The sequence below is a fragment of the Sphingomonas sp. Sphisp66 genome, from assembly GCF_047324325.1.
In the GTDB taxonomy this organism is placed as follows: Bacteria; Pseudomonadota; Alphaproteobacteria; order Sphingomonadales; family Sphingomonadaceae; genus Sphingomonas.
Window position 1 is genome coordinate 2,426,840 of record NZ_CP168508.1, and the last position, 22,252, is coordinate 2,449,091.

A 22,252-nucleotide genomic window follows, 5' to 3' on the forward strand; every position below is an offset into this window, starting at 1 on the left:
GGAAGTCCATGCGTTGCCTCTTCCGGATCCTGGCGCTGCTCGCGCTGCTCACCGGCAGCGTCACCGCCCATGCCCAGGACGTGATCCGGCTGTGGCCGAACGGCGCGCCGGGGTCGATGGGTCCGATGGCGGCGGAGACCACCGCCGACAAGAAGCCGTACGGGGTCATCACCCGCAACGTCTCCGAGCCGACGCTCACCTTGTTCCGCCCCGATCCGAAGATCGCCAACGGCACCGCGGTGATCATCGCGCCAGGCGGCGGCTTCCATTTGCTCTCGATCGGCAATGAGGGCGACGGCGTCGCCAAATGGCTGAACAGCATGGGCATCACCGCCTTCGTGCTGCGCTACCGTCTGCTCCCGACCGGCGACGATTTCGGCATGGTGCTGATCCGCCGGCTGATGAACTTCAAGTCGCTCGAGGCGGCGATCGTACCGCTGCGCCCGCTCGCCACCGCCGATGGCGAGGAAGCGATGCGCTATGTCCGCGCCAATGCGGGCAAGTTCGGGGTGAAGCAGAACCGCATCGGCATGATGGGCTTCTCCGCCGGCGGCGCGGTGACGATGTGGACCGTGCTCGGCGCCAAGCCCGCCAGCCGCCCGGACTTTATCGTCGCCATGTATCCCGGCCTAGTCGGCAATCCGCTGACCGTGCCCGCCAAGGCCCCGCCGCTGCTCGCCATGGTCGCCGAGGACGATCCGATCGTCCGTCCCGAAGCCGGCCGGCTGGTCGATGCCTGGAAGGCGGCGGGCTCCGATGCGACCTTGGTGACCTTCCCCAAGGGCGGTCACGGCTTCGGCATCACCAAGAGCGGCAAGGCATCGGACGCCTGGCCCGAGCATGCGCAGAAATGGTTCCAGGCCAAGGGGTTGCTCAACAAATGAACCGGATAGCCCACCTCAGCGCGCTTGGCGCCGTCGCCACCGCGCTGCTCGTCTCGGGCACCAGCCCCGAGCCCGTCGCCGCCTTCGCTCCCGCCGATCCGGTGGCCGACAGCTGCACCGCGCTCACCGGCCTCGCACTGGCCGACGGCAAGGTGGTCAAGGCCGAGCAGGTCGCCAAGGGCGGCATGGTCAACACCAAGGAGGGCACGCCCGGCCTGCCCGCCCAGGCCGGCTTCTGCCGCGTCTATGCCGAGCTGAGCCCGACACCGCGCTCGAAGATCAAGGTCGAGGTGTGGCTGCCGCTCGCCGGTGCCTGGAACGGCAAGCTGCTCGGCGCCGGCAATGGCGGCTATGGCGGCTCGATGCTGCTGCCGCAGCTCACCATGCAGGGGGCGCTCGCCAAGGGTTATGCCACGGTCGGCACCGACATGGGCCATGTCGGCACTGCCGATACCGACGGCAAATGGGCGCTGAACGAGCCCGATCGCATCACCGATTTCGGCCACCGCGCCAACCATCTCGCCTCGGGCGTCGGCAAGGCGGTGATCAATGCCTATTACGGCAGCGCGCCCAAGGCGGCCTATTTCCAGGGCTGTTCGGACGGCGGCCGCGAGGCGCTGATGGAGGCACAGCGTTACCCGGACGACTATGACGCGATCATCGCGGGCGCGCCGGCCAATGCCTGGATCCGGCTGATGACCTCGTTCATGGCCAATGACCGCGCGGTATTCGCCCGGCCCGAAAGCGCGATCCCCAACGCCAAGCTCAAGCTGCTCCAGGACGCCGCGCTCGCCCAGTGCGACGCGAAGGACGGGGTGAAGGACGGCGTACTCGACGATCCGCGCCAGTGCGGCTTCGATCCCGCTATGCTCCAGTGCAAGCCAGGCGAAGGCGATGGCGCCGCCTGCCTCACCGCGCCGCAGGTGGCCGCCGCGCGCACCCTCTATCGCGGCACCTTCGATGCCAGGGGCCGCAAGTTCTTCCCCGGCACCATGCCCGGTGCCGAGGCGGTGCCCGGCACCTGGGACGTCTGGCTCACCGGCCCCAAGGCGCAGCACGGCATCTTCTCGGGCGAGTTCTTCCGGAACATGGTCCATTCCAACCCGGACTGGCAGAACGCGTCGTTCGATCTCGCGCGCGACTATGCCGCAGCCCGCCGCCTCGCCCCGGTGCTCGACAGCGACAATCCGGACATCACGCCGTTCCTCAAGCGCGGCGGCAAGCTGATCCTCTATCATGGCTGGAACGACGCCGCGATCGCGCCCGAGAACACGATCGACTATTACCAGGCCGTGCGGAAGCGCGTCGGCAAGACCGCCGAGAGCTCGGTCCGCCTGTTCATGGCGCCGGGCATGTCGCACTGCCTCGCCGGCCCCGGGGCCAATGTGATCGACGCGCTCGGCACGCTCGACAAATGGCGCCAGGGCGGCCCCGCGCCCGAGGCGATGATCGCCACCAAGTACGACAACGACCTGTTCGGCTATCTCGGCTTCCCAGCCAAGCCGGTCCGCACCCGCCCCTTGTGCGCCTTCCCCAAGGTCGCGCGCTGGACCGGCACGGGCTCGACCGACGACGCCGCGAACTTCACCTGCGTCGCGCCGCGATGACCGCACTCAGCCTGGTCAAAGGCGCCACCGCGCCGCCGCTGATCGAGCATACGATCGGCGAGGCGCTGGCGCGGGCCGCCACCCGCTGGGGCGAGCGCGAGGCGCTGGTCTCGGTCGAGCAGGACATACGCTGGACCTTCGCCGAGCTGCTGGAAAAGGCCGACGCGCTCGCCGCCGGGCTGCTCGCGCTCGGGCTCGAGCCGGGCGAGCGGATCGGCATCTGGGCGCCCAATTGCGTGGAATGGACGCTCACCCAGTTCGCCGCCGCCCGTGCCGGCCTGATCCTGGTGACGATCAACCCCGCCTATCGCACCAGCGAGGCGGCGTTCACCATGGCCAAGGTCGGGCTGGCCGCGCTGGTCTTCATGGATCGCTTCAAGACCAGCGACTATGCCGCGATGGTCGCCGAGATCGCCCCCGATCTCCCGGCGCTCCGCCGCATCATCTGCATCGGCGGAGCCGCCCAGCCCGGCTGGATCCCGTTCGACCAGGTCGCCGGCCATGCCCGCGATACCGACCGCCAGATGCTCGCGGTGATCGGCGCGGAACTGCGGGCCACCGACGCGATCAACATCCAGTTCACCAGTGGCACCACCGGCCAGCCCAAGGGCGCGACGCTCAGCCACCGCAACATCCTCAACAACGGCTATTTCGTCGGCCTAGCCCAGCGCCTCCAGCCCGGCGACCGCATCTGCGTGCCCGTACCGCTCTACCACTGCTTCGGCATGGTGATGGGCAATCTCGCCAGCCTCACCCACGGCGCGACGATGGTCTACCCCGCCGCCGGCTTCGATCCCGGCGCGACCCTCGCCGCCATCGAGCGCGAGCGCTGCACGTCGCTCTACGGCGTGCCGACCATGTTCATCGCCGTCCTCGCCCATCCCGAGTTCGACCGGTTCGACATCGCCTCGCTGCGCACCGGCGTGATGGCCGGCGCCGTCTGCCCCGAGCCGCTGATGCGCGCGGTGATCGACCGGCTGCACATGCCCCAGGTCACGATTGCATACGGGATGACCGAGACCAGCCCGGTCAGCTTCCAGACCGCGGCGGACGATCCCTTCGAGCGCCGCATCGGCTCGATCGGCCGGGTCCAGCCGCACCTCGAATGCAAGATCGTCGACGAGGCTGGCGACATCGTTCCCCCCGGCACCCCGGGCGAGCTGTGCACGCGCGGCTATTCGGTGATGCTCGGCTATTGGGACGAGCCGGAGAAGACCGCCGCGGTGATCGACGGCGAGGGCTGGATGCACTCGGGCGATCTCGCGGTGATCGACGATGCCGGCTATGGCAATATCGTCGGCCGGCTGAAGGACATGGTGATCCGCGGCGGCGAGAACATCTATCCGCGCGAGATCGAGGAGTTCCTCTACGGCCATCCGGCGGTCGAGGACGTCGCCGTGGTCGGCGTGCCCGACGCGCGGATGGGTGAGGAGCTCTGCGTCTGGATCCGCCTGCGCGCCGGCTCGACCGGCGACGAGGAGGAGGTCCGCGCCTTCTGCCGCGGCCGCATCGCCCATTACAAGGTGCCTCGCTACGTCCGCTTCGTCGACGCCTTCCCCACCACCGTGACCGGCAAGGTCCAGAAATTTCTGATCCGCGAGGCGATGATCGCCGAGCTGGGTCTCGCAACCACAAGCCAAGGATGAGGAACATGAACAAGCTGCTGATCGCCGCCCTGCTCGCGCTGCCGGGCACCGCACTGGCCCAGACCGCCCCGGCCCCCGCGCCTGCCGCGACGCCGGCCCCCGCCCCGAAATTCACCCTCGACACGCCGATCCAGGAGATCGTCGCCGATGCGCAGGGCAAGGCGGTGATCGACAAGAACCTGCCCGGCATGATCGGCCTGCCGCAGTACGACATGTTCAAGGGCCTCAGCCTCAACCAGCTCAAGGCCTATTCGGACGGCAAGCTCACCGACGAGATCCTCGCCAAGACCGCCACCGATCTCGCCGCCATCAAATAATGAGCAGGTCGCATATCCTTGCCTGCGTCGCCGTAGCGGCGTTGATTGCGAGTGCCCCGGCACTCGCACAGGCCCAGAACGACCGCATGACCTATCGTGAGAAGAGCGCGCCGCTGGAGAAGCGGGTCGACGACCTGATGGGCCGGCTGACGCTGGAGGAGAAGGTCTCGCTGCTGGCCGGCGAGAGCTCGATGACGCTCCACGCGATCCCGCGCCTGGGAATCCCCGGCATCAAGGTGACCGACGGCCCCACCGGGGTCCGCTCGCCCGAGGGCAAGCCCGCCACCGTCTTCCCGGTCGGCGTCGCCATCGCCGCGACGTGGAACCCGGAGGTGGCGAAGGCCGTCGGCGCCGCGATCGCCGAGGAGACCCGGGGCTATGGCGCCGCGGTCCTCCTCGCGCCGACGGTGAACATCGTCCGCACCCCGCGCTGGGGCCGCAATTTCGAGACCTATTCGGAAGACCCGCTGCTCGCCGGCAAGCTCGGCCTCGGCTATGTCGCGGGCGTCCAGGGCAAGGGCATCGGCGTCTCGATCAAGCATTTCGCCGCGAACAACCACGAGACCAACCGCTTCTTCGTCGACTCGATCGTCGACGAGCGGACATTGCGCGAGATCTACCTTCCCGCCTTCGAGACGGTGGTGAAGCAGGCCGACCCCTGGTCGGTCATGGCCTCGTACAACAAGGTCAACGGCACCTATGCCAGCGAGAACCCCTGGCTGCTGACCGACCTGCTCAAGAAGGAATGGGGATACAGGGGCTTCGTCGTCTCCGATTGGGGTGCGACCCACAGCACCGCCGCGGCGGTCAATGCCGGGCTCGACCTCGAGATGCCCGGCCCCGCCCAGCATTTCGGCGCCAAGCTGCTCGCCGCGGTGCAGGCCGGCGAGGTCAGCAAGGCGCAGCTCGACGACAATGCCCGGCGCATCGTCCGGCTGATCCTCCGCAGCGGCGCGCTCGACGGCCTCTTGCCCAAGGGCGAGATCGGCGGCGAGCGTCACCGCGCCACCGCGCTGACCGCCGCCGAGGAAGCGATCGTCCTGCTCAAGAATGCCGGCGTGCTGCCGCTCAAGCCGGGCATCAGGACGCTCGCCGTGATCGGCCCCAACGCCGCCATCGCCCGTATCCAGGGCGGCGGCAGCTCGGCCGTCACGCCCTTCGACAAGCTGGTCACCCCGCTCGAGGCGATCCGCGCGGCGCTGCCCGGCGTGGAAGTGGTCTACGAGAAGGGCGTCGACAGCGAGGAAACCCCGCCCACCGGCGATCCCACGCTGTTCAGCCCCTCGGCGGACAGCAAGGAGACCGGGCTCCAGGCGGACTATTTCGCCAATGCGGATTTCAGCGGCACGCCGGTGAAGAGCCAGCGCGCCACCGATTTCACCAAACGGATCAGCGCCAACATCGCGAGTGCCAAGGTGATCGGCTATGCCGCGATGCGCTGGTCGGGCGTGCTGCGCGCGCCGGCCACCGGCACCTATGAGTTCAGCATCCGCGGCACCGGCACCGGCGTGCTGGTGCTCGACGGAAAGACGATCCTCGACAAGGCGACCCCAGCCAAGGCCGACAATCGCGACGTGATCGGCTTCCCGGTCCCGCAGCGCACCGTCTCGGTCCAGCTCGAGGGCGGCAAGGCGTATCCGATCCGCCTCGACTATGTGACCGGCCAAACGCCCTATGAGGCGCTCAAGTTCGGCGTGCGCACGCCCCGGCCCGATTTCGATGCCGCCATCGCCGCCGCGAAGCGCGCCGATGCCGCGATCGTCCTCGCCGGCTCGTCGTCGCTGACCGAGGGCGAAGGCTATGACCGCGCGAATTTCGACCTGCCGGGCGACCAGGACCGGCTGATCTCCGCGGTGGCCGCGGCCAATCCCGCCACCGTGGTGGTGGTCAATGCCGGTGCGGCGATGACCATGCCCTGGGTGCAGGAAGTTCCCGGCATCCTCGACATGTGGCTGCCCGGCCAGGAAGGCGCCGCCGCGCTGGCCGGCATCCTCACCGGCAAGGTCAATCCCTCGGGCAAGCTGCCGGTCACCTTCCCGGCGAAGAGCAGCGACGATCCCACGGTGCTGACCGAGATGAAGGCGAAGTACAGCGACGGGCTGCTGGTCGGCTATCGCGGCTATGAGGCGCGCGGCGTGGCCCCGCTCTTCGCCTTCGGCCATGGCCTGTCCTACACCAGCTTCGCCTATGCCGGGCTCACCGCCCCGGCCAGCGTCGCGCCGGGCGCGCCGGTGAAGGTGCGGCTGTCGGTGCGTAACACCGGCAGGCGGACCGGCAAGGAAGTCGTCCAGCTCTATGTCGCCCGCGCCGACCGTACGGCGGACGAGCCGATCAAGCAGCTCGCCGGCTTCGCCAAGGTCGCGCTCAAGCCGGGCGAGAGCCGGGTGGTGGAGATCGCAGTGAACCCCCGCGCCTTCGGCTATTGGGACACGGCAAACCACCACTGGGTCGCGCGTGCCGGCAGCTATCAGCTCCTGGCCGGCGCCGCCTCGGACGATATCCGGCTGAAGGCGGCCATCCGCGTCACCGCGACCAGGCCGATCGAATAGGGATAACCCACCAACTCCGTCACTCCGGCCTTGTGCCAGGGTGACGGTCATTTGCTGTCGGCGCTCCCCTCTTCTTTCCCCGGCGAAGGCCGGGGCCCAGTCTTGAAAGCGTCTTCGCCGCGCACTGCTTAGTCTGGGCCCCTGCCTTCGCCGGGGAAAAGCAGGCGCCTTGCAATGTAGGATTTCGCCTGCTTGGCTGACGCGGTCAGGGCGCATGCCCCGACCGCTCTTTGACCTGTAGGAAAGATAGGATCCCGTTCGCGCAATTCCGTTGCGCGGCACGCATGGCGCCGCCGCCACTAGTACGAACTTAGTGAACTTCCGCCGTCGGAAACCCGGCTTTGGGGTGTACTTCGTGTACTTTGCCGAGTCGCCGGAAATCCGCCTGTAGGAACGGCCTAACCCGCCGCTGCCTCGAGCACCGACACCAAGTCCGCAGCGCAGCGGCTCGCCCGCCCGACCAGCAGCCCATCGACTTCGGGCAGCGCCAGCAGCGCCCCGGCATTGCCGCCATCGACCGCGCCGCCATAGAGCAGCCGCGCCGTACCCGCCTCGGCCCGCAGCATCTCGAAGATCCGGGCAAGATGCGCTTCGTCGGGCACCGCGTCCCCGCCGATGCACCATACCGGCTCATAGGCAATGGCGGCCCGCGACCAGTCCAGCTCGGGCGGCAGCGACGCGCGCAGCTGCGCGGCCACGAGGCCCCGCGCGTCGGCCGAACGCTCCCATTCGCCGACGCAGACCACCACCGACAGCCCGGCCGCCTGCGCCGAGCGCGCCTTGGCCGCCACGCTCAGCCCGTCCTCGCGCGTCTCGCTATGCCCGGCCAGCGTGACCGTCGCACCGGCATCGCGCAGCATCGCCGCAGAGACGCCGCCGGTATGCGCGCCCTCGGCCGCCGGGTGGCAATCCTGCCCGCCGATCGCCAGCGCCCGCACTTGCCGTGCCGCCCGCTCGATCAGCGTCGCCGGCAGCATCAGCCCGGCATCGACGCCGAGCTCCGCCACCGCGGCGTCGATCCGTGCGATCTCGGCCAGGTCGGCGCCCAGCCCGTGCAGCTTCCAGTTGCCCAGGATCAGCGGGCGCCTCGCCCTGCTCATGCCGCGAGGTAGTTGCCGACGCCGATCACCACGGTGGAGAGCAGCAGCGCGCCGATGCCGAGCCAGACCAGCGATTTGGTGCCCAGCTTCACCCCCGCCCATTCCTTGAGCGCGAAGCCCCAGAGCGTGGAGAACAGGATGATGCTCGCCATGTGTAGCGTCCAGGAGGAGAAGCCGTATTTCCCCATCTGGCTCTCGCCCATCGTGTAGAAGAAGAACTGGAAGTACCACAAAGTGCCGCCCAGCGCAGCCAGCGCATAGTTGCGCAGCAGCGGCGGCTTCTCGCTGCTACCGGCACCGGCAAGCTGCGGCGCCGAACGGTTCTTGAGGATCAGCCAGCCGCACCACAGGAAGTTGGTGGTGAAGCCGCCGAGCAGCACGACGCACAGCACTGGCAGCCCCTGCCACAGCGGGTCGGTCCCCGCCGCGACGGTGGCGGCGCGGATCGGCGCGCCGGCATCGAGTCCCCAGGCGAAGCAGCCCGACATGATGCCGGAAAAGACCGCGATCGCCAGGCCCTTGGGCAGGTTGAACTCGCTGACGCTCTGCTGCTGCGCACCGCCGGTCACCTCGCGCTCCTTGCGGCGCCCGGCGGCGGCGACGGCCAGGATGCCGGCCAGGGTGATGACGATGCCGACGAAGGTCATCTGTCCGCTCGGCGTACCGGCCAGCTCGCCCAGCGTGCCGCGGAAGATCGGCGGCCCCATCGTGCCGATCACGGTGGTCAGCCCCAGCGCCACCGCCATGCCGAGCGACAGGCCGAGATAGCGCATGGTCAGCCCGAAGGTGAGCCCGCCAAAGCCCCACATCGCGCCCCAGAACCAGCACCAGAGCAGGGTCGATTGCGGGGTGCGGGCAAGCACGCCGAGCAGGTCGTGCGTCTGGATCGATGCGAACAGCCAGGGCGCGATCAGCCAGGAGAAGACCCCGCCGACCAGCCAGAATATCTCCCAGGACCAGCCCCGGATGCGCCGGTACGGGACATAGAAGCTGGCGGAGGAAAGCCCGCCAAGCCAATGAAACAATACGCCAATCAGCGGATTTCCGCCCATCTTATTCCCCTCCCGCGAGTATCTTCTCGTTGATCTGTTCGACCCGCGTCACGCCGGTCAGCCCCATCGCGACGCGCATCTCGGCCGCCAGTAGCTGGAGCACATGCGCCACCCCCGCCTGCCCCGCCCCGCCCAGCGCCCAGGCCCAGGCCCGGCCGAGCAGCACGCCCTGCGCCCCCAGCGCGAGCATCCGCACCACGTCGAGCCCCGAACGGATCCCGCCATCCGCCAGCAGCGTCAGCCGGTCGCCCACTGCATCGGCGATCGCCGGCAAGGCGCGGGCGGTGGACGGCACCCCGTCGAGCTGGCGCCCGCCATGGTTGGAGACGATCACCCCCTCCACGCCCCGCGCCGCAGCTTCGCGGGCGTCCTCGGCGTCGAGCACGCCCTTGAGCACGATCGGCCCCTTCCAGTGCTGGCGGATGAAATCCAGGTCGTCCCAGCATATCGCCGGATCGAAATTGTCGCGCATCCAGGCGAAGAAGTCGTTGAGCCCGGTCTTGCCCTTCAGCACCGGGGCGACATTGCCGAGATGGTGCGGCCGCCCCCACAGCCCGACGTCCCATGCCCAGCGCGGGCGGGCCGTCGCCTGGCTCAGCCGGCGCAGCGATCCGCCCAACCCAGGAGCCCCGGTGAGTCCCGAGCGATAGTCGCGGTAGCGCGTGCCGGGCACCGGCATGTCGACCGTGAACACCAGCACCGGGCAGCGCGCCGCGCTCGCCTGCTGCATCAGGTCGATCATGAAGCCGCGGTCGCGGATCATGTAGAGCTGGAACCAGGGCGGCGTAGCGACCGCGCCCGCCACTTCGCTGAGCGGACAGGCCGAGACAGTCGATAGCGTGAAGGGCACCCCCGCTGCTTCCGCCGCCCGCGCCGCCTGCACCTCGCCGCGCCGCGCATTGAGCCCGGCCAGCCCGACCGGCCCCAGCGCCACCGGCATCGCCAGCTTCTGCCCGAACAGGCTGGTTGAAAGGTCTATGTCGGAAATGTCCCGCAGCACCCGCTGGCGCAGTGCGACGGCCTCGAGATCGGCGACGTTCCGGCCGAGCGTCACCTCGGCATAGGAGCCGCCGTCGATATATTCGAACAGGAAGCGCGGTAGCCGCCGCCGCGCCAGTTCGCGATAGTCCAGGATCGATGCCGCCTTCATGCTGCTTCGCTGTTCCCCGCCGCCAGAGCGCGCCAGCGCGCGGCGTAGCCGGCCAGGTCGCAATCGAGCGGCTGCACCTGGATCAGCTCCGAAGGCGGCGCGAGTGCCGGGTCGATCAGCCGCAGCGCGCCATAGGACACGTCGTTATGCTGGTTCGAGACGAGCACGCGCAGGTCCGGCCGCAGCGTGGCGAGCGTGCGGACAAATGCCTGCGCCTCGCCGAACCGCCCCTCGACCAGCACCCGCTCCCGCGTCCCGATCAGCCCGAGCATCGCATCGGCGACCATCGCGGCATAGAGGCACACCGCGGCGCGCAGCGCGATCGACTCGCTCGGCCGGTTGATCCACCGGGTCGCCCCGCCGGGGAACGGTCCTACCCCAGGGGTCAGCGTCGGCAGCACCATCGCCCCCGCCGCGACCACGCCGGGCAGCGCCGCGATGATCGCCGGCTGGTCCGGGTTGATGTCGACTCGCCTTGTGTCGATCCCGGTCAGCAGCTCGATCTCGCGGCCGCCCATGAACCGGGCCGAGGGGATCGGGGTGCCGTGGACGTCGACATTGACCAAGCAGTCCCGCGCCTCGGGCAGCCCGGCCAGGTCGACACGGGCGCCCTTGCCCGGCGTCCGCATCGCGACGAACCAGGTGCCCGTGGAAAGCACGGTCGCCTCATGATCGGCAATGTCGCCAAAGCCCCGCGCCGCCAGCAGCGCCGCGTTAGAATCGTGCAGTCCGCAATGCACCGCGACATCGACAGGAAGCCCGGTCCGCTCCGCCCATTCGGCGCTGATCGTGCCGATCGCCCTTCCGGCATGGCGGAGCGGCGCCAGCCGCGCGGCCCAGCCCCGCCGCTCGGCCAGTGCGGAAGGCGTGCCCGAGGCCGGGCACCAGAGATCGCTATGGCAACCGAGGCTGGTCACTTCGGACGCCGCCACGCCGGAGAAACGCCAGGCCCAATATTGCGGCCAGGGCAGGATCGTCGCGTCGCCGCGCAGCAGTTCGGGATCGAGCGAGTCGAGGAAATGGAGCTGCAGCCCCAGGTTGAGCCCGTCGGGCAGCGCCGGCGAGCCGGTGCGGGCAAAGGGATCGCGCTGGCCGAGATAGCTGGTGACCAGGTCCGCCGGGATCGCCTGCTCATAATCGAGCGGCGGTGCCGCCAACGCCCCGTCCCGCACGATCGCCGCCGCCGCGCCATGCCCCACCGGAATGATCCGCGCGACCCGGCCAAGCCCGGCAAATTCGCGCAGCACCCCCTGCGCCCACGCTTCGATTCCCGCGGCATCGAGCACCCGTATCGTCGCGCCGCCAAGCACGGCCTCGATTGGCCGATTGGGCCGCGTCCGCCGCGCGAGCATGGCACCCGATTCGTCCCACAGACTGAGCTTCGACAAGGTCTTGCCCAGATCGAGCACGACGCTCAGCCCCTCACCCAATGCTTCCTCCCCTTTTTGTTTATGATTGATATTTAGCGAAGTTGATTGTATCTGGCTAGCCACCTTGATAGACAGACTTCGCGCCGAACCGGGCGCTGGGGGAGAGTGATTCCGGATGCTTGAAGAGGAGACAAGGGTGCGCCGCGCCACGTCCGCCATTCCGTTCGCCGTGCCGCGTAACCGCTGGTCCGATGCCGAGGCCGCAGGGAAATCCCCCGAGGAGCTGCTTCTCTACCGCTCGAACCTGCTCGGCTCCGATCTGACCGTCACCAATTTCGGGGGCGGCAACACCTCGGCCAAGATCGCCATGGCCGATCCGCTCACCGGCGCGCCGGCGACGGTGCTGTGGGTGAAAGGCTCGGGTGGCGACATCGGCTCGATGAAGCTGGACGGCTTCGCGACGCTCTACATGGAGAAGCTGATCGCGCTCGAGACCCGCTATCGCGGTGTCGCGTTCGAGGACGAGATGGTCGGTTATCTGCCGCACTGCACGTTCAACTTGAACGCGCGCGCCGCGTCGATCGACACGCCCCTGCACGGCTATCTCCCCTACGCCCATGTCGATCATGTCCACCCGGACTCGATCATCGCGTTGGCGGCCTCCAGCGCCGGCAAGGCAGCGACCCAGGAGATTTGGGGCGGCGCAATCGGCTGGCTGCCCTGGAAGCGCCCGGGCTTCGAGCTCGGCCTCCAGCTCCGCAAGCTGGCCGCCGAGCAGCCCAATCTGCGCGGCGTTATGCTCGAGGGCCACGGCATCATCTGCTGGGCCGAGACCTCGAAGGACTGCTACGACAACACGATCGCGCTGATCGCCGACGCAGCGGAATATCTCAACGCCCGCCTTGCCAAGGGACCAGCCTTTGGCGGCGAGGTCGTCGCCCCCCTGCCCGCCCAAGACCGCGCCGCCGCCGTCGCCAAGCTGATGCCCCGACTGCGCGGCCTGATGCAGGGTGCGCGCGGCAAGATCGGCCATTTCTCCGACGATGCCGAGACGCTCGAGTTCATCGGCAGCCAGGATTTCGCCCGGCTCGTGCCGATCGGCACCTCCTGCCCCGATCATTTCCTGCGCACCAAGATCGCCCCCCTGCCGCTCGATCCCGCCCGGATCGAGGACGAAGCCTATCTGGCCGATGCGCTGGAGACCTATCGCCAGGGTTATGCAGCCTATTACCAGCGCTGCGTCGAGCCCGGCGATCCGGCGATGCGCGATCCCAATCCGGTGGTGGTGCTCGTCCCCGGCATCGGCCGCATCACCTTCGCCGCCGACAAGACCACCGCGCGACTCGCCGGCGAATTCTACGGCAATGCGATCAACGTGATGCGCGGCGCGGAGGCGATCGGCGACTATGTCGGCCTGCCCGAGAAGGAAGCGTACGGCATCGAATATTGGGCGCTCGAGGAAGCCAAGCTCCAGCGCATGCCCAAGCCCAGGCCGTTGGTCGGCCGCATCGCGCTGGTCAGCGGCGGTGCCGGCGGAATCGGCGCGGCGACGGTGCGGCGCCTGCTCGCCGACGGCGCCTGCGTGATGCTGGTCGACCGCGACACCGATGCGGCCGAGCGTGTCCGCGCCGAGCTCGCCCAGACGTTCGGCAAGGATGTCGTCCGCGCCGCAACCTGCGACGTCACCAACGAGGGCCAGGTCGCCGCCGCGTTCGAGGCGTGCGCCCGCGAATTTGGCGGGCTCGACATCCTCGTCGCCAATGCCGGCATCGCCTCCTCCGCCTCGCTGGAGGAGACCAGCGTCGAGCTGTGGCGGCGCAACTACGACGTGCTGACCGAGGGCTATTTCCTCAGCGCCCGCGCAGCCTTCCCGTTGATGCGCGCGGTGGGTGGCGGATCGATCGTGTTCATCGGCTCGAAGAACGCACTGGCCGCCGCGGTCAACGCCTCGGCCTATGCGTCCGCCAAGGCCGCTTCGCTCCACCTCGCCCGCTGCCTGGCGCTGGAAGGCGCCCCGCACGGCATCCGCGTCAACACGGTCAATCCCGATGCGGTGATCAAGGGCTCGCGGATCTGGGACGGCGACTGGCGCAAGGAGCGCGCCGGTGCGCACGGGATCGATCCCGGATCGGCGCTGGAAGAGCATTACCGCAACCGATCGCTGCTCAAGCGCGACGTGCTGCCGGAGGATATCGCGGAGGCGGTGCATTTCTTCGCCTCCGAAGCCTCTTCCAAATCGACGGGCAACATCGTCAATGTGGATGCCGGGAACGCACAGGCGTTCACGCGATAAGAACAGAAAAGAGGGGTGCAATGGCGAAGGAACTGCCGCTTTCGGTCGACCAGATCGAAAGCCACAATGCCGCGCGCGTGGAAGCGCTGCAGGACGAGTATGACAGCCTGGGCCGCGCGCTCGGCCGCCGCGGGATCGATATCGATGCGGTGAAGTCGCGCGTCGCCGGCTTCTCGGTCGCGGTGCCCAGCTGGGGCGCCGGCCGCGGCGGCACCCGTTTCGCCAAGTTCCCGATCCCCGGCGAGCCGACCAGCATCCACGAGAAGCTGGCGGATTGCGCGGTGATCCACCAGCTCTCCACCGTCACGCCGCGCGTCAGCCCGCATTTCCCCTGGGACAAGGTCAGCGACTATGCGGCGCTGCGCGAGGAAGCGGCGGCGCTCGGTCTCGGCTTCGACGCAGTCAATTCGAACACCTTCCAGGACCAGCCCGGCCAGAAGCTGAGCTACCGCGACGGCAGCCTTTCGGCGGGCGATGCCGGGGTCCGCGCCCAGGCGGTGGAGCATAATATCGAGTGCATCGAGATCGGGCGACAGCTCGGCTCGACCGCGCTCACCGTCTGGGTGGGCGACGGCACGAACTTCCCCGGCCAGCAGGACCTTGCCCGTTCGCTCGACCGCTATCTGGAGGCGGCGGCGCAGGTCTATGCCGCGCTGCCCGGCGACTGGCGCATGCTGCTCGAGCACAAGATGTTCGAGCCGGCCTTCTATTCGACCGTGATTTCGGACTGGGGCTCGTCGATCCTCGCCGCGCAGGAGCTTGGTCCGAAGGCGAAGTGCCTGGTCGATCTCGGCCACCACGCCCCCAATGTGAACATCGAACAGATCGTCGCCCGCCTCCACCGCTTCGGCAAGCTGGGCGGCTTCCACTTCAACGACAGCAAATATGGCGACGACGATCTCGATAGCGGATCGATCAATCCGCACCAGCTCTTCCTCGTCTTCAACGAGCTGATCGAGGCCGAGCTGAACCCGCGCGACGGGTTCGATCCGGCCTACATGATCGACCAGTCGCACAACGTCACCGATCCGATCGAGAGCATGATCTCGTCCGCGGAGGCGATCGCAGGCGCCTTTGCCAAGGCGAGCCTGGTCGATCGCGAGGCGCTGGGTGCGGCGCAGGCGGCGAACGACACGATGCTGGCGTTCCTCACCCTGCGAAAGGCCTATCGCACCGACGTGTCGCCGATCCTCGCCATGGCGCGGATGGAGGCCGGCGGCGCGATCGATGCGATCATCGCTTACAGGGACAGCGGCTGGCGGGCGCGCAAGGCGCAGGAACGCACCATAGTGGGGCTAGGCGCTGGCATCGTTTGAGCGGAAAAGATTGATTTCGGCGGATTTGCCCGGCACAAGGCCTCAGAAATATTGGGGCCTCAACGCAAATGCATGTCGAAGAGCGCGATAGCCTGATCCTCGATCTGATCGGGAAAACGGGCTTCGTGTCGTTCAAGAGCCTGGAGGCGAGCATCTCGGCCTCGCCCGCCACGCTGCGCCGCGATCTCGACCGGCTCGAGGGCAAGGGCGTGATCCAGCGCGTGCGCGGCGGCGCGCGACTGGTGGACGACGAGGCGGGCGAGCGCGGCGACGTCCAGTCGCTGGCCGGCGTGCCCTTCCACGAGAATATCGACCGCAACCGCAAGCAGAAGGAAGCGATCGGCCGCGCCGCCGCCGCGCTCTGCCAGCCGGGCGAGTCGATCATCATCGACGGCGGATCGACCACGTTGCAGATGTGCCGCCATCTGGCCGGCCTCAACCTGCAGGTGCTGACCAACTCGCTGCACGTCGTCAGCGCGCTGCTGCCCCAGCCGGGCACCCGCATCGCCGTGCCCGGCGGTTCGGTGTTCCGCGAGCAGAACATCATCCTGGGCATCGGCGGCGAGGAGTGCATGCCGCGCGTCCACGCCCCGCGGCTGTTCATGGGCGCGGCGTTCGTCGGCGCGCAGGGCGTGATGCAGGCCGATGTCGTGCTCGCCGCCGCCGAGCGCCAGATGATCGACCGTGCCGAATGGGTGGCGTTGCTGGTCGACAGCTCGAAGTTCGCCGCACCCTCGGGCTCGGTGGTCTGCGGGCTCGACGAGCTCGACGTGATCGTGACCGATCCGGACATCAGCGATGCTCATGTCCGGATGATCGAGGCCGCCGGGGTGAAGCTGATCATCGCCTGAGCGACGGGATCAGCTCCCTAGATCTTCATGCTGTACAGCGTGTGGTGGGTGAGGATGAACAGCGTCCGCCCGTCCGCACCGCCCAGGATCAGCTGCAGCGGACGCTCGGGCACGTCGATGCGGCGGAGCGGCTTGCCCGCCGGATCGTAGACGAACACCTGGCCGTTCGCGACATAGAGGTTGCCCGCGGCATCGCGCGCCACGCTCTCACCGCCACGATCCGCGACGATCCTGAGGTCCGTGACTGCCCCGCCCGCGCCGACCAGCCCGCTATAGGTGCGGTTCTCGGAGCCATTGGTCAGGAACACCCGCTCGCCCGGCTTCGCAGTGACCAGCGCATAGGCGTCGAGCGTGTCCGACCAGCGCCAGCCCTGGTGATCGTCCGGCCCCTGGTTCCAGACGCGGAAGGCAGGGAGGACGAGCGACCCGTCGGGCGAGACATATTCGCGCGGCTTGGGCGTGCCCATCGCGCCGGTGAAGAAGTCGGCGATCGGCGGGAACTGATAGGTCTTGGGATCGATCCGGTCGGCGAACTCGCCATTTGCCCACATATTGCCGGGCAGCGCGGTCAGCGCACCGGCGCGAGCCTGCACCGGCGTGGGCGCGATCAGCTTCACGTCCGCAGGCGCGGCGGGATCGATGCTGTAGACGCTCGCGTCATGCCCGGCCGAGGACAGCACCATCAGCCGGCCCGAACGGTCGACCGCCACACTCACCGGGTCGAGCGGCGCATCGGCAAGCACCGACAGGCCTTCCTTCTCGGACCAGCCATGGATGCGCTGGAACTGGCGGTCGACGAAATACAGCTTGCCCTTCGCGTCCACCGCCGCGCCGGCGATCGAGTAGAAGCCATCGGCCAGCTTCTCGACGCCCGGCGTCACCGGCACCGCCGACTTGGCCGTGGCCACCGCCCCGACGTCGAGCCGGGCGAACTCGCGCTCGCGCACCTCTAGCCCGCCGGTCATGTCCTTGATCGCATTTTCGAACGGATATTTGCTGGCACGGACATAGGTGCCGCAGCCCTTGTCGTCGCAGCTGGCAAAGGCGCTCTCGGCGTTCACATGGACGTTGCGGAAATGGATGTCGCTGGAGTTGTAGAGCCGCACCGCCACGTCCATCGGCTTGGCCGAGCGGGTGACGCGGTAGCCGTGATAATTGGCGAACAGGATGTTGCGCGAGTTGCGGAACTCGGTCGACACCGCGTTGACGCCGTCGCGCACTTCCTGCTCGGTCTGCGGCGCGTGGAATTCCCAGTTCTCGACCCGGTCGAGCACGATCTCGGTACGATAGTGATGCTCGGCCGAGAGCTCATAGACATAGCCGGGCGTCTTGGTGTCCGAGACGTAGAAGCCCGCCGAGGCCAGGGTATTGGGCGACCAGACCGCCGCGAAGGTGCCGCCGCCGCCATCGGTGACCCAGATGCTCGGATGCTGGCCGTCGAAGCGGGCGCGCGGATCGCCGAAGCCGATGGGACTTCCCTTTGTAAGCAGTGTGCCGCCGCCGCCCTGAATCTTCACGTCATTGACCATCGAGGCCTCACCGGCCCGCCACAGCAGCGCAGTGGCGCGCGGGTTCACCCCGCCGGTCCACAGGCCGAGCCCCGAGACGATCGCGTTGCCGCCCTTCGCGCTCTCGATCAGCGCCTTGGCGCTGCCGACGCCGGCATAGGCGGGCGTCGAATCGGGCAGGTACAGGTGGGTTAGGCTCGGGTGCAGCGAGATGATCACCGTGTCCGGCCGCAGCCTGAGCGAGTCGGTCACCCGGTAGCGGCCGAGCGGCAGATAGAGGACGCGGTGCGTATCGATCGCGCGCTGGAGCGCGGCGGTATCGTCGGTCTCGTCGTCGCCCTTCACCCCGAGATCGCGGACATTGGCCCATTCGCTGACCGGGGGCAGCGCCGCGATGGCAGGCTTGCGCCGTGCCGGGAGCTTGGACAGCGGCGCGATCGAGACGTCGGTGGCGAAGGCGCCGATCTCTCCGACCGCGCCGAGCTTGAGGCCGTGCGAGAAGTCGGTGACGCGATACTGACGCCCCTGCCCTGCCACCGTCTTGCCGCTGTCGCGGAAGCGGGCGAACACCGGCGTGTTCTGCGCCAGCGCATTCATGAAGCCGACCTGGGTGAAGACGCTGTCCTCGTTGGAGATCAGCACGCCCGCGTTCGAGACATTCTCGAAGCGGACATCCTTGCCCCAGAGCGAGTCCGAATAGCCCTTGTCGATCTCGATCCCCACCGGCACGTCGCGGATCGCGACATTGACCAGGGTCAGGTCCACCTCATGCTCGCGGATCGCCGCGTCGCGCTGGCCGCTGAACTCGCTGTCGATCAGCGTGAACTGCCAGGCGGGCGAGGTCTTCTCGGTCAGGATGCCGTAGCGCCCGCCATAGAAGCGCAGATCCTCGCACTCGTTGCCGGCCTGGTAGATCCCCGCCAGCCCCGAGCCGAGATGGAAGTCCATGTGGCGCAGGAAGCCGTGCTGGGCGACGCGGAAGCGCACCGCGACGGCGCCCGAATTGCCCTTGCCGATCTCGAAATCGACATTGGCCATCGCCGAATAGAAGGTGCTCGAGGTCGCATCATAGATGTTCGGATTGGCCGGCACGCTGGTGGGCGGCGGCACCGGCACCTTGCCGACCCGGTACTGGTCCTCGCCGGTGAAGGAGACCATCGCCGCGACGCCGGCGCCATAGCCCGGCGTGTCGTCGCCCAGCACGATCACCGGCCGCGTCGCGCCGACGCCGAACACGCGCACCGCCGAGCGCACGAAGATCGTGCGGCTGATCCGGTAGCGGCCCGAGGGCAGGAAGACCAGGCCGCCCTGCCCGCCCTTGGCCGCAGCATCGATAGCCTGCTGGATCGCCTCGCTGTCGTCGGCGCGGCCGTCGCCGACGCCCTTGACGGTGATCGCGCGCGGATCGTTGGGCTGGGTCAGATAGACCGAAGTCGATCCGGCAAAGGCGGGAAGCGGGCACAGCAACAGGGCCGCGCAAAGCAGGCGAAAGGCCGTCATCATGGCTCTCCGGAAATGGACTGGACGAGAACGTCGGAAGGCCCGGGCGATGCCGGGCCGGGAAATCAGGCCTGGCGGAGCGCCAGGCTCTGGGCCGCGATCGCGACCTGGGTGCGGTTGCGCACGTTGAGCTTGCGCATCAGCGCGGTCATGTGCGCCTTCACCGTCGCCTCGGCGATGCCGAGCTCATAGGCAATCTGCTTGTTGAGCTGCCCCGAATGCACGCCCTGCATCACCTTGAGCTGAGTCGGCGTGAGATGCACGGGCCTGCCCGCGCCATCCATGAGATGGGGCATGGCGGCGGAGACTGCCGCTTTCTGGCTCGCTTCCTGAACGGTCACCTTCATCGATCCTCTCCCCGAGGCGCATGGTGTCATGCTCGCGGACCGGCGCTTCCGACCGATCCCGTCCCCGTTCCGTTTTGCCGGAATCGGTTGGACAGGTTTTAATATGTTCCGCATTTGGTAGCGGTAGCAAGCCTTTTTCGTTGCCGAATTGGAAAAATCTGTCGTACAACTCGGTCCGTTCAACGTGCTTGCAAGAAAAAGCCGAGGACTTCCGGGGAGGACAACGATGTCAGGATTCGCGTTCGACTGCGCCCAGGGGATCGCCGAATGAGCGGCGAGGACATTCGGCTGGTCATCGCCGCCATCGCCGGCATCGTGCTTGCGATCCTGCTGATCGTCCGCTGGCGACTCCATCCCTTCATCGGCCTGCTCGTCGGCGCCTTCGCCGTCGGCCTGTTCGCCGGCCTGCCGCTCAGCGACACCGCCAAGGCGGTGCAGAAGGGCGTGGGCGACATCGTCGGCGGCACCGGCCTGGTGGTGGCGCTGGGCCTGTCGCTCGGCGCGATGCTCCACCTCTCCGGCGCCGCGGCCTCGCTCGCCACCGGCGCGCTGCGGCTGACCGGGCCCAAGGCCGCGCCCTGGGCGACGCTCGGCATCGCCATCGTCATCGGCCTGCCGCTGTTCTTCGAGACCGGGCTGGTGCTGCTGCTCCCCATCGTCGTCGCCGCCGCCAAGGCGATGCCCGACAATGGCGATCCCGACGGCACCAAGCTGCGGCTGATCATGCCCGCGCTGGCCGGCCTTGGTGTGGTCCATGCTTTGGTGCCGCCGCATCCGGGCCCGCTGCTCGCAGTCGAGGCGCTCAATGCCAGCCTGGGCCTGACCATGCTCTACGGCGTGATCATCGCCATCCCCATCGCGATCCTCGCCGGGCCGGTGCTCGCGAAGTTCGTCACCCCCGGCGTCAAGCTGACCGAGCCGGTGCTGAGCGATCCGGTGCATGACCTGCAGCCGCCGCACCGCGCGGTCTCGCTATTCATCGTGCTGCTACCGATCGTGCTGATCGCCACCGGCGAGCTCGCCAAGCTGGTGCCCGCGCTGGCCAACTCGCCCCTGCTTGCGGCCGCCGCCAATCCGGTGCTGGCGCTGCTCATCACCAACCTCCTCGCCTTGCCCCTGCTGTTTGGCCGGCGGCTGAGCGAGGAAGCCATCCAGGACGCGATCTGGTTCGAGACGATGGGCGCGGCGGGCGCGATCCTGCTCGCCATCGGCGCGGGCGGCGCGCTCAAGCAGGTGCTGGTCACCGCCGGGCTTTCGGACCTGCTGGCGCGGCTGGTGATGATGTACTCGATCTCGCCCTTGCTGCTTGGCTGGCTGGTTGCGGTGGGTATCCGTCTGGCAGCCGGTTCGGCGACGGTGGCGACGATCACCGCGGTCGGCATCATGCCGGGCGTGGTCGCCGCCTCGGGCGCCTCGCCCGAGCTGGTGGTGCTGGCGATCGGCGCGGGATCGGTGTTCTTCAGCCATGTCAACGATCCCGGCTTCTGGCTGGTCAAGGGCTATATGGGCACGACGACGGCGGACACGTTCCGCACCTGGTCGCTGCTCGAGACGGTGATCTCGGTGGCCGGTCTGGCCATGGTGCTGGGCCTCAGCTACCTTGTCTGAGACGCGCCCCGGAGAAAATCGAGGCGCGAAGAAGAGAGGCGCCGTGCAGGAGGGCAGGCTCGCCGATCGCGCCTATACGGCGATCGTCGGGATCATCAACGAGGACGATCTGGTGGCCGGCGACCGGCTGCCGTCCGAGGCGCGGCTGGCCGAGCTGTTCGGCATGTCGCGGACGATCGTGCGCGAGGCGCTGGTGCGGCTCGCCGCCGACGGGATCACCGAGGCGCGGCGCGGTGCGGGCTCCTATGTGAAGCGCCGCCCCTCCGCCCGGCTCGGCTCGCACGTGCCGCTGGACGGGCTGGCGACGACGCTCGGCACCTATGAGGTGCGCTTCGTGCTCGAGGCTGAGGCGGCGCGGCTGGCGGCGCAGCGCCGCTCGCAGGAGCAGATGGAGGAGATCGACGCCGCGCTGGAGGCGCTGCGCACTGCCCTGCTCTCCTCGGCGCCGGCGCATGACGAGGACTGGCGGCTTCACCGCGCGATCGCCGAGGCGACGGGCAACAGCGCGTTCATCTCTACCTTCGACCATCTCCAGCATGACGTGATGGGGATATTGCGCGCCGGCGTCGACATCTCGCGCTCGCGCCCGCCCGAAGTGATCGGATCGATGATGGACGAGCATGACGCGATCGTCGATGCGATCCGGGCGCAGGACGGCGATGGCGCCGCGCTGGCGATGCGCTGGCATCTGTCGCAGGGGCGCAAGCGGCTGATGCCTTAGGTCCTTACCACCATCCCGAGACCCTTACCGTCATCCCCGCCCCAAACCGTCGCCCCGCCACGCCGACCCCAATCCGTCATCCCGGCGAAAGCCGGGATCTCAGGCGATGGCGCGGGACGGAGCCGCACGAGATCCCGGCTTTCGCCGGGATGACGGCCATTGGTAGATTCCGCTTGACAATATGAACCAAATAGGTTATAAGCCTCACCATCCTTCGTACCAGGCCAGCACGAAGGACAGAAGGCCGGCGATTGCACGTGGCAGCGTCGGAGGACCGGTGGCGGAATCGTTCGGCAGCGTAAGTCGAAGCTTCGCCAGATGACCGTAGAGCCCCTCGCCTTAAAAAAACCCCTGGCTTCTCTTCAGGCTGCAATACAGGGGGAGGCACGCCGCGGATAACAAGTCTCGACACGACACACATATCTACGAACAC

The 22,252-nt window shown here is 68.3% G+C and carries 16 protein-coding genes; 10 read left to right on the forward strand and 6 right to left on the reverse strand.

Annotated elements, in window-relative coordinates; translation table 11 throughout:
- Positions 1–8 precede the first annotated feature (8 nt).
- Genes ACEN8G_RS11515 through ACEN8G_RS11535 form a run of 5 tightly spaced genes read left to right on the forward strand, consistent with a single transcriptional unit; the run spans position 9 to position 7,003 of the window.
- Positions 9–884 (forward strand): alpha/beta hydrolase, encoded by an 876-nt coding sequence (locus ACEN8G_RS11515; RefSeq protein ID WP_413416746.1) that lies wholly within the window; start codon positions 9–11, stop codon positions 882–884.
- A complete protein-coding gene (locus ACEN8G_RS11520) occupies positions 881–2,491 on the forward strand; it encodes a tannase/feruloyl esterase family alpha/beta hydrolase (RefSeq protein ID WP_413416748.1) in 1,611 nt (536 codons plus the stop codon). The genes ACEN8G_RS11515 and ACEN8G_RS11520 overlap by 4 nt, the downstream gene beginning before the upstream one ends.
- The gene (locus ACEN8G_RS11525; RefSeq protein ID WP_413416750.1) at positions 2,488–4,137 is read left to right on the forward strand and encodes an AMP-binding protein; all 1,650 of its coding nucleotides are present in this window, start codon (positions 2,488–2,490) and stop codon (positions 4,135–4,137) included. Before ACEN8G_RS11520 ends, ACEN8G_RS11525 begins: the two co-directional genes overlap by 4 nt.
- 5 nt (positions 4,138–4,142) lie before the next feature.
- On the forward strand, positions 4,143–4,454 hold the full coding sequence (locus ACEN8G_RS11530; protein WP_307120668.1) for a hypothetical protein: 312 nt from the start codon (positions 4,143–4,145) through the stop codon (positions 4,452–4,454).
- Positions 4,454–7,003, forward strand: coding sequence for a beta-glucosidase H (locus ACEN8G_RS11535; protein ID WP_413419075.1), 2,550 nt, complete (start codon positions 4,454–4,456; stop codon positions 7,001–7,003). Before ACEN8G_RS11530 ends, ACEN8G_RS11535 begins: the two co-directional genes overlap by 1 nt.
- Before the next feature lie 398 nt (positions 7,004–7,401).
- On the opposite strand, the gene ACEN8G_RS11540 is transcribed toward ACEN8G_RS11535, so the two are convergent.
- The 4 genes from ACEN8G_RS11540 to ACEN8G_RS11555 are packed head-to-tail and all read right to left on the reverse strand — an operon-like array spanning position 7,402 to position 11,735.
- A complete protein-coding gene (locus ACEN8G_RS11540) occupies positions 7,402–8,103 on the reverse strand; it encodes a triose-phosphate isomerase (RefSeq protein WP_413419077.1) in 702 nt (233 codons plus the stop codon).
- Positions 8,100–9,155: an L-rhamnose/proton symporter RhaT gene (rhaT, locus tag ACEN8G_RS11545; RefSeq protein WP_413740790.1), complete on the reverse strand. Its 1,056-nt coding sequence runs from the start codon at positions 9,153–9,155 to the stop codon at positions 8,100–8,102. The genes ACEN8G_RS11540 and rhaT overlap by 4 nt, the downstream gene beginning before the upstream one ends.
- 1 nt (position 9,156) lies before the next feature.
- On the reverse strand, positions 9,157–10,305 hold the full coding sequence (gene lldD / locus ACEN8G_RS11550) for an FMN-dependent L-lactate dehydrogenase LldD (RefSeq protein ID WP_413740791.1): 1,149 nt from the start codon (positions 10,303–10,305) through the stop codon (positions 9,157–9,159).
- A complete protein-coding gene (locus ACEN8G_RS11555; RefSeq protein WP_413417695.1) occupies positions 10,302–11,735 on the reverse strand; it encodes an FGGY-family carbohydrate kinase in 1,434 nt (477 codons plus the stop codon). The genes lldD and ACEN8G_RS11555 overlap by 4 nt, the downstream gene beginning before the upstream one ends.
- A gap of 136 nt (positions 11,736–11,871) precedes the next feature.
- Between ACEN8G_RS11555 and ACEN8G_RS11560 the strand changes: the two genes are divergently transcribed.
- From ACEN8G_RS11560 to ACEN8G_RS11570, 3 genes are all read left to right on the forward strand, one after another.
- Positions 11,872–13,968 (forward strand): bifunctional rhamnulose-1-phosphate aldolase/short-chain dehydrogenase, encoded by a 2,097-nt coding sequence (locus ACEN8G_RS11560; protein ID WP_413417693.1) that lies wholly within the window; start codon positions 11,872–11,874, stop codon positions 13,966–13,968.
- Positions 13,969–13,988: 20 nt separating this feature from the next.
- Positions 13,989–15,284 carry an L-rhamnose catabolism isomerase gene (gene rhaI / locus ACEN8G_RS11565; protein ID WP_413417691.1) on the forward strand — a complete coding sequence of 432 codons (1,296 nt, stop codon included), beginning with the start codon at positions 13,989–13,991 and terminating at the stop codon, positions 15,282–15,284.
- 68 nt (positions 15,285–15,352) lie between these two features.
- On the forward strand, positions 15,353–16,135 hold the full coding sequence (locus ACEN8G_RS11570) for a DeoR/GlpR family DNA-binding transcription regulator (protein WP_307120660.1): 783 nt from the start codon (positions 15,353–15,355) through the stop codon (positions 16,133–16,135).
- A gap of 17 nt (positions 16,136–16,152) precedes the next feature.
- Here the strand turns inward: ACEN8G_RS11570 and ACEN8G_RS11575 are convergent, their stop codons facing one another.
- The gene (locus ACEN8G_RS11575) at positions 16,153–19,143 is read right to left on the reverse strand and encodes a glycosyl hydrolase family 28-related protein (RefSeq protein WP_413417689.1); all 2,991 of its coding nucleotides are present in this window, start codon (positions 19,141–19,143) and stop codon (positions 16,153–16,155) included.
- A gap of 65 nt (positions 19,144–19,208) precedes the next feature.
- The gene (locus ACEN8G_RS11580; RefSeq protein ID WP_184000650.1) at positions 19,209–19,439 is read right to left on the reverse strand and encodes a helix-turn-helix domain-containing protein; all 231 of its coding nucleotides are present in this window, start codon (positions 19,437–19,439) and stop codon (positions 19,209–19,211) included.
- Positions 19,440–19,757: 318 nt separating this feature from the next.
- Between ACEN8G_RS11580 and ACEN8G_RS11585 the strand changes: the two genes are divergently transcribed.
- Both ACEN8G_RS11585 and ACEN8G_RS11590 read left to right on the forward strand, forming a co-directional pair.
- The gene (locus tag ACEN8G_RS11585; protein WP_413417687.1) at positions 19,758–21,098 is read left to right on the forward strand and encodes a GntP family permease; all 1,341 of its coding nucleotides are present in this window, start codon (positions 19,758–19,760) and stop codon (positions 21,096–21,098) included.
- Positions 21,099–21,141: 43 nt separating this feature from the next.
- On the forward strand, positions 21,142–21,819 hold the full coding sequence (locus tag ACEN8G_RS11590) for a FadR/GntR family transcriptional regulator (RefSeq protein WP_413417685.1): 678 nt from the start codon (positions 21,142–21,144) through the stop codon (positions 21,817–21,819).
- The last annotated feature ends 433 nt before the right edge of the window (positions 21,820–22,252 follow it).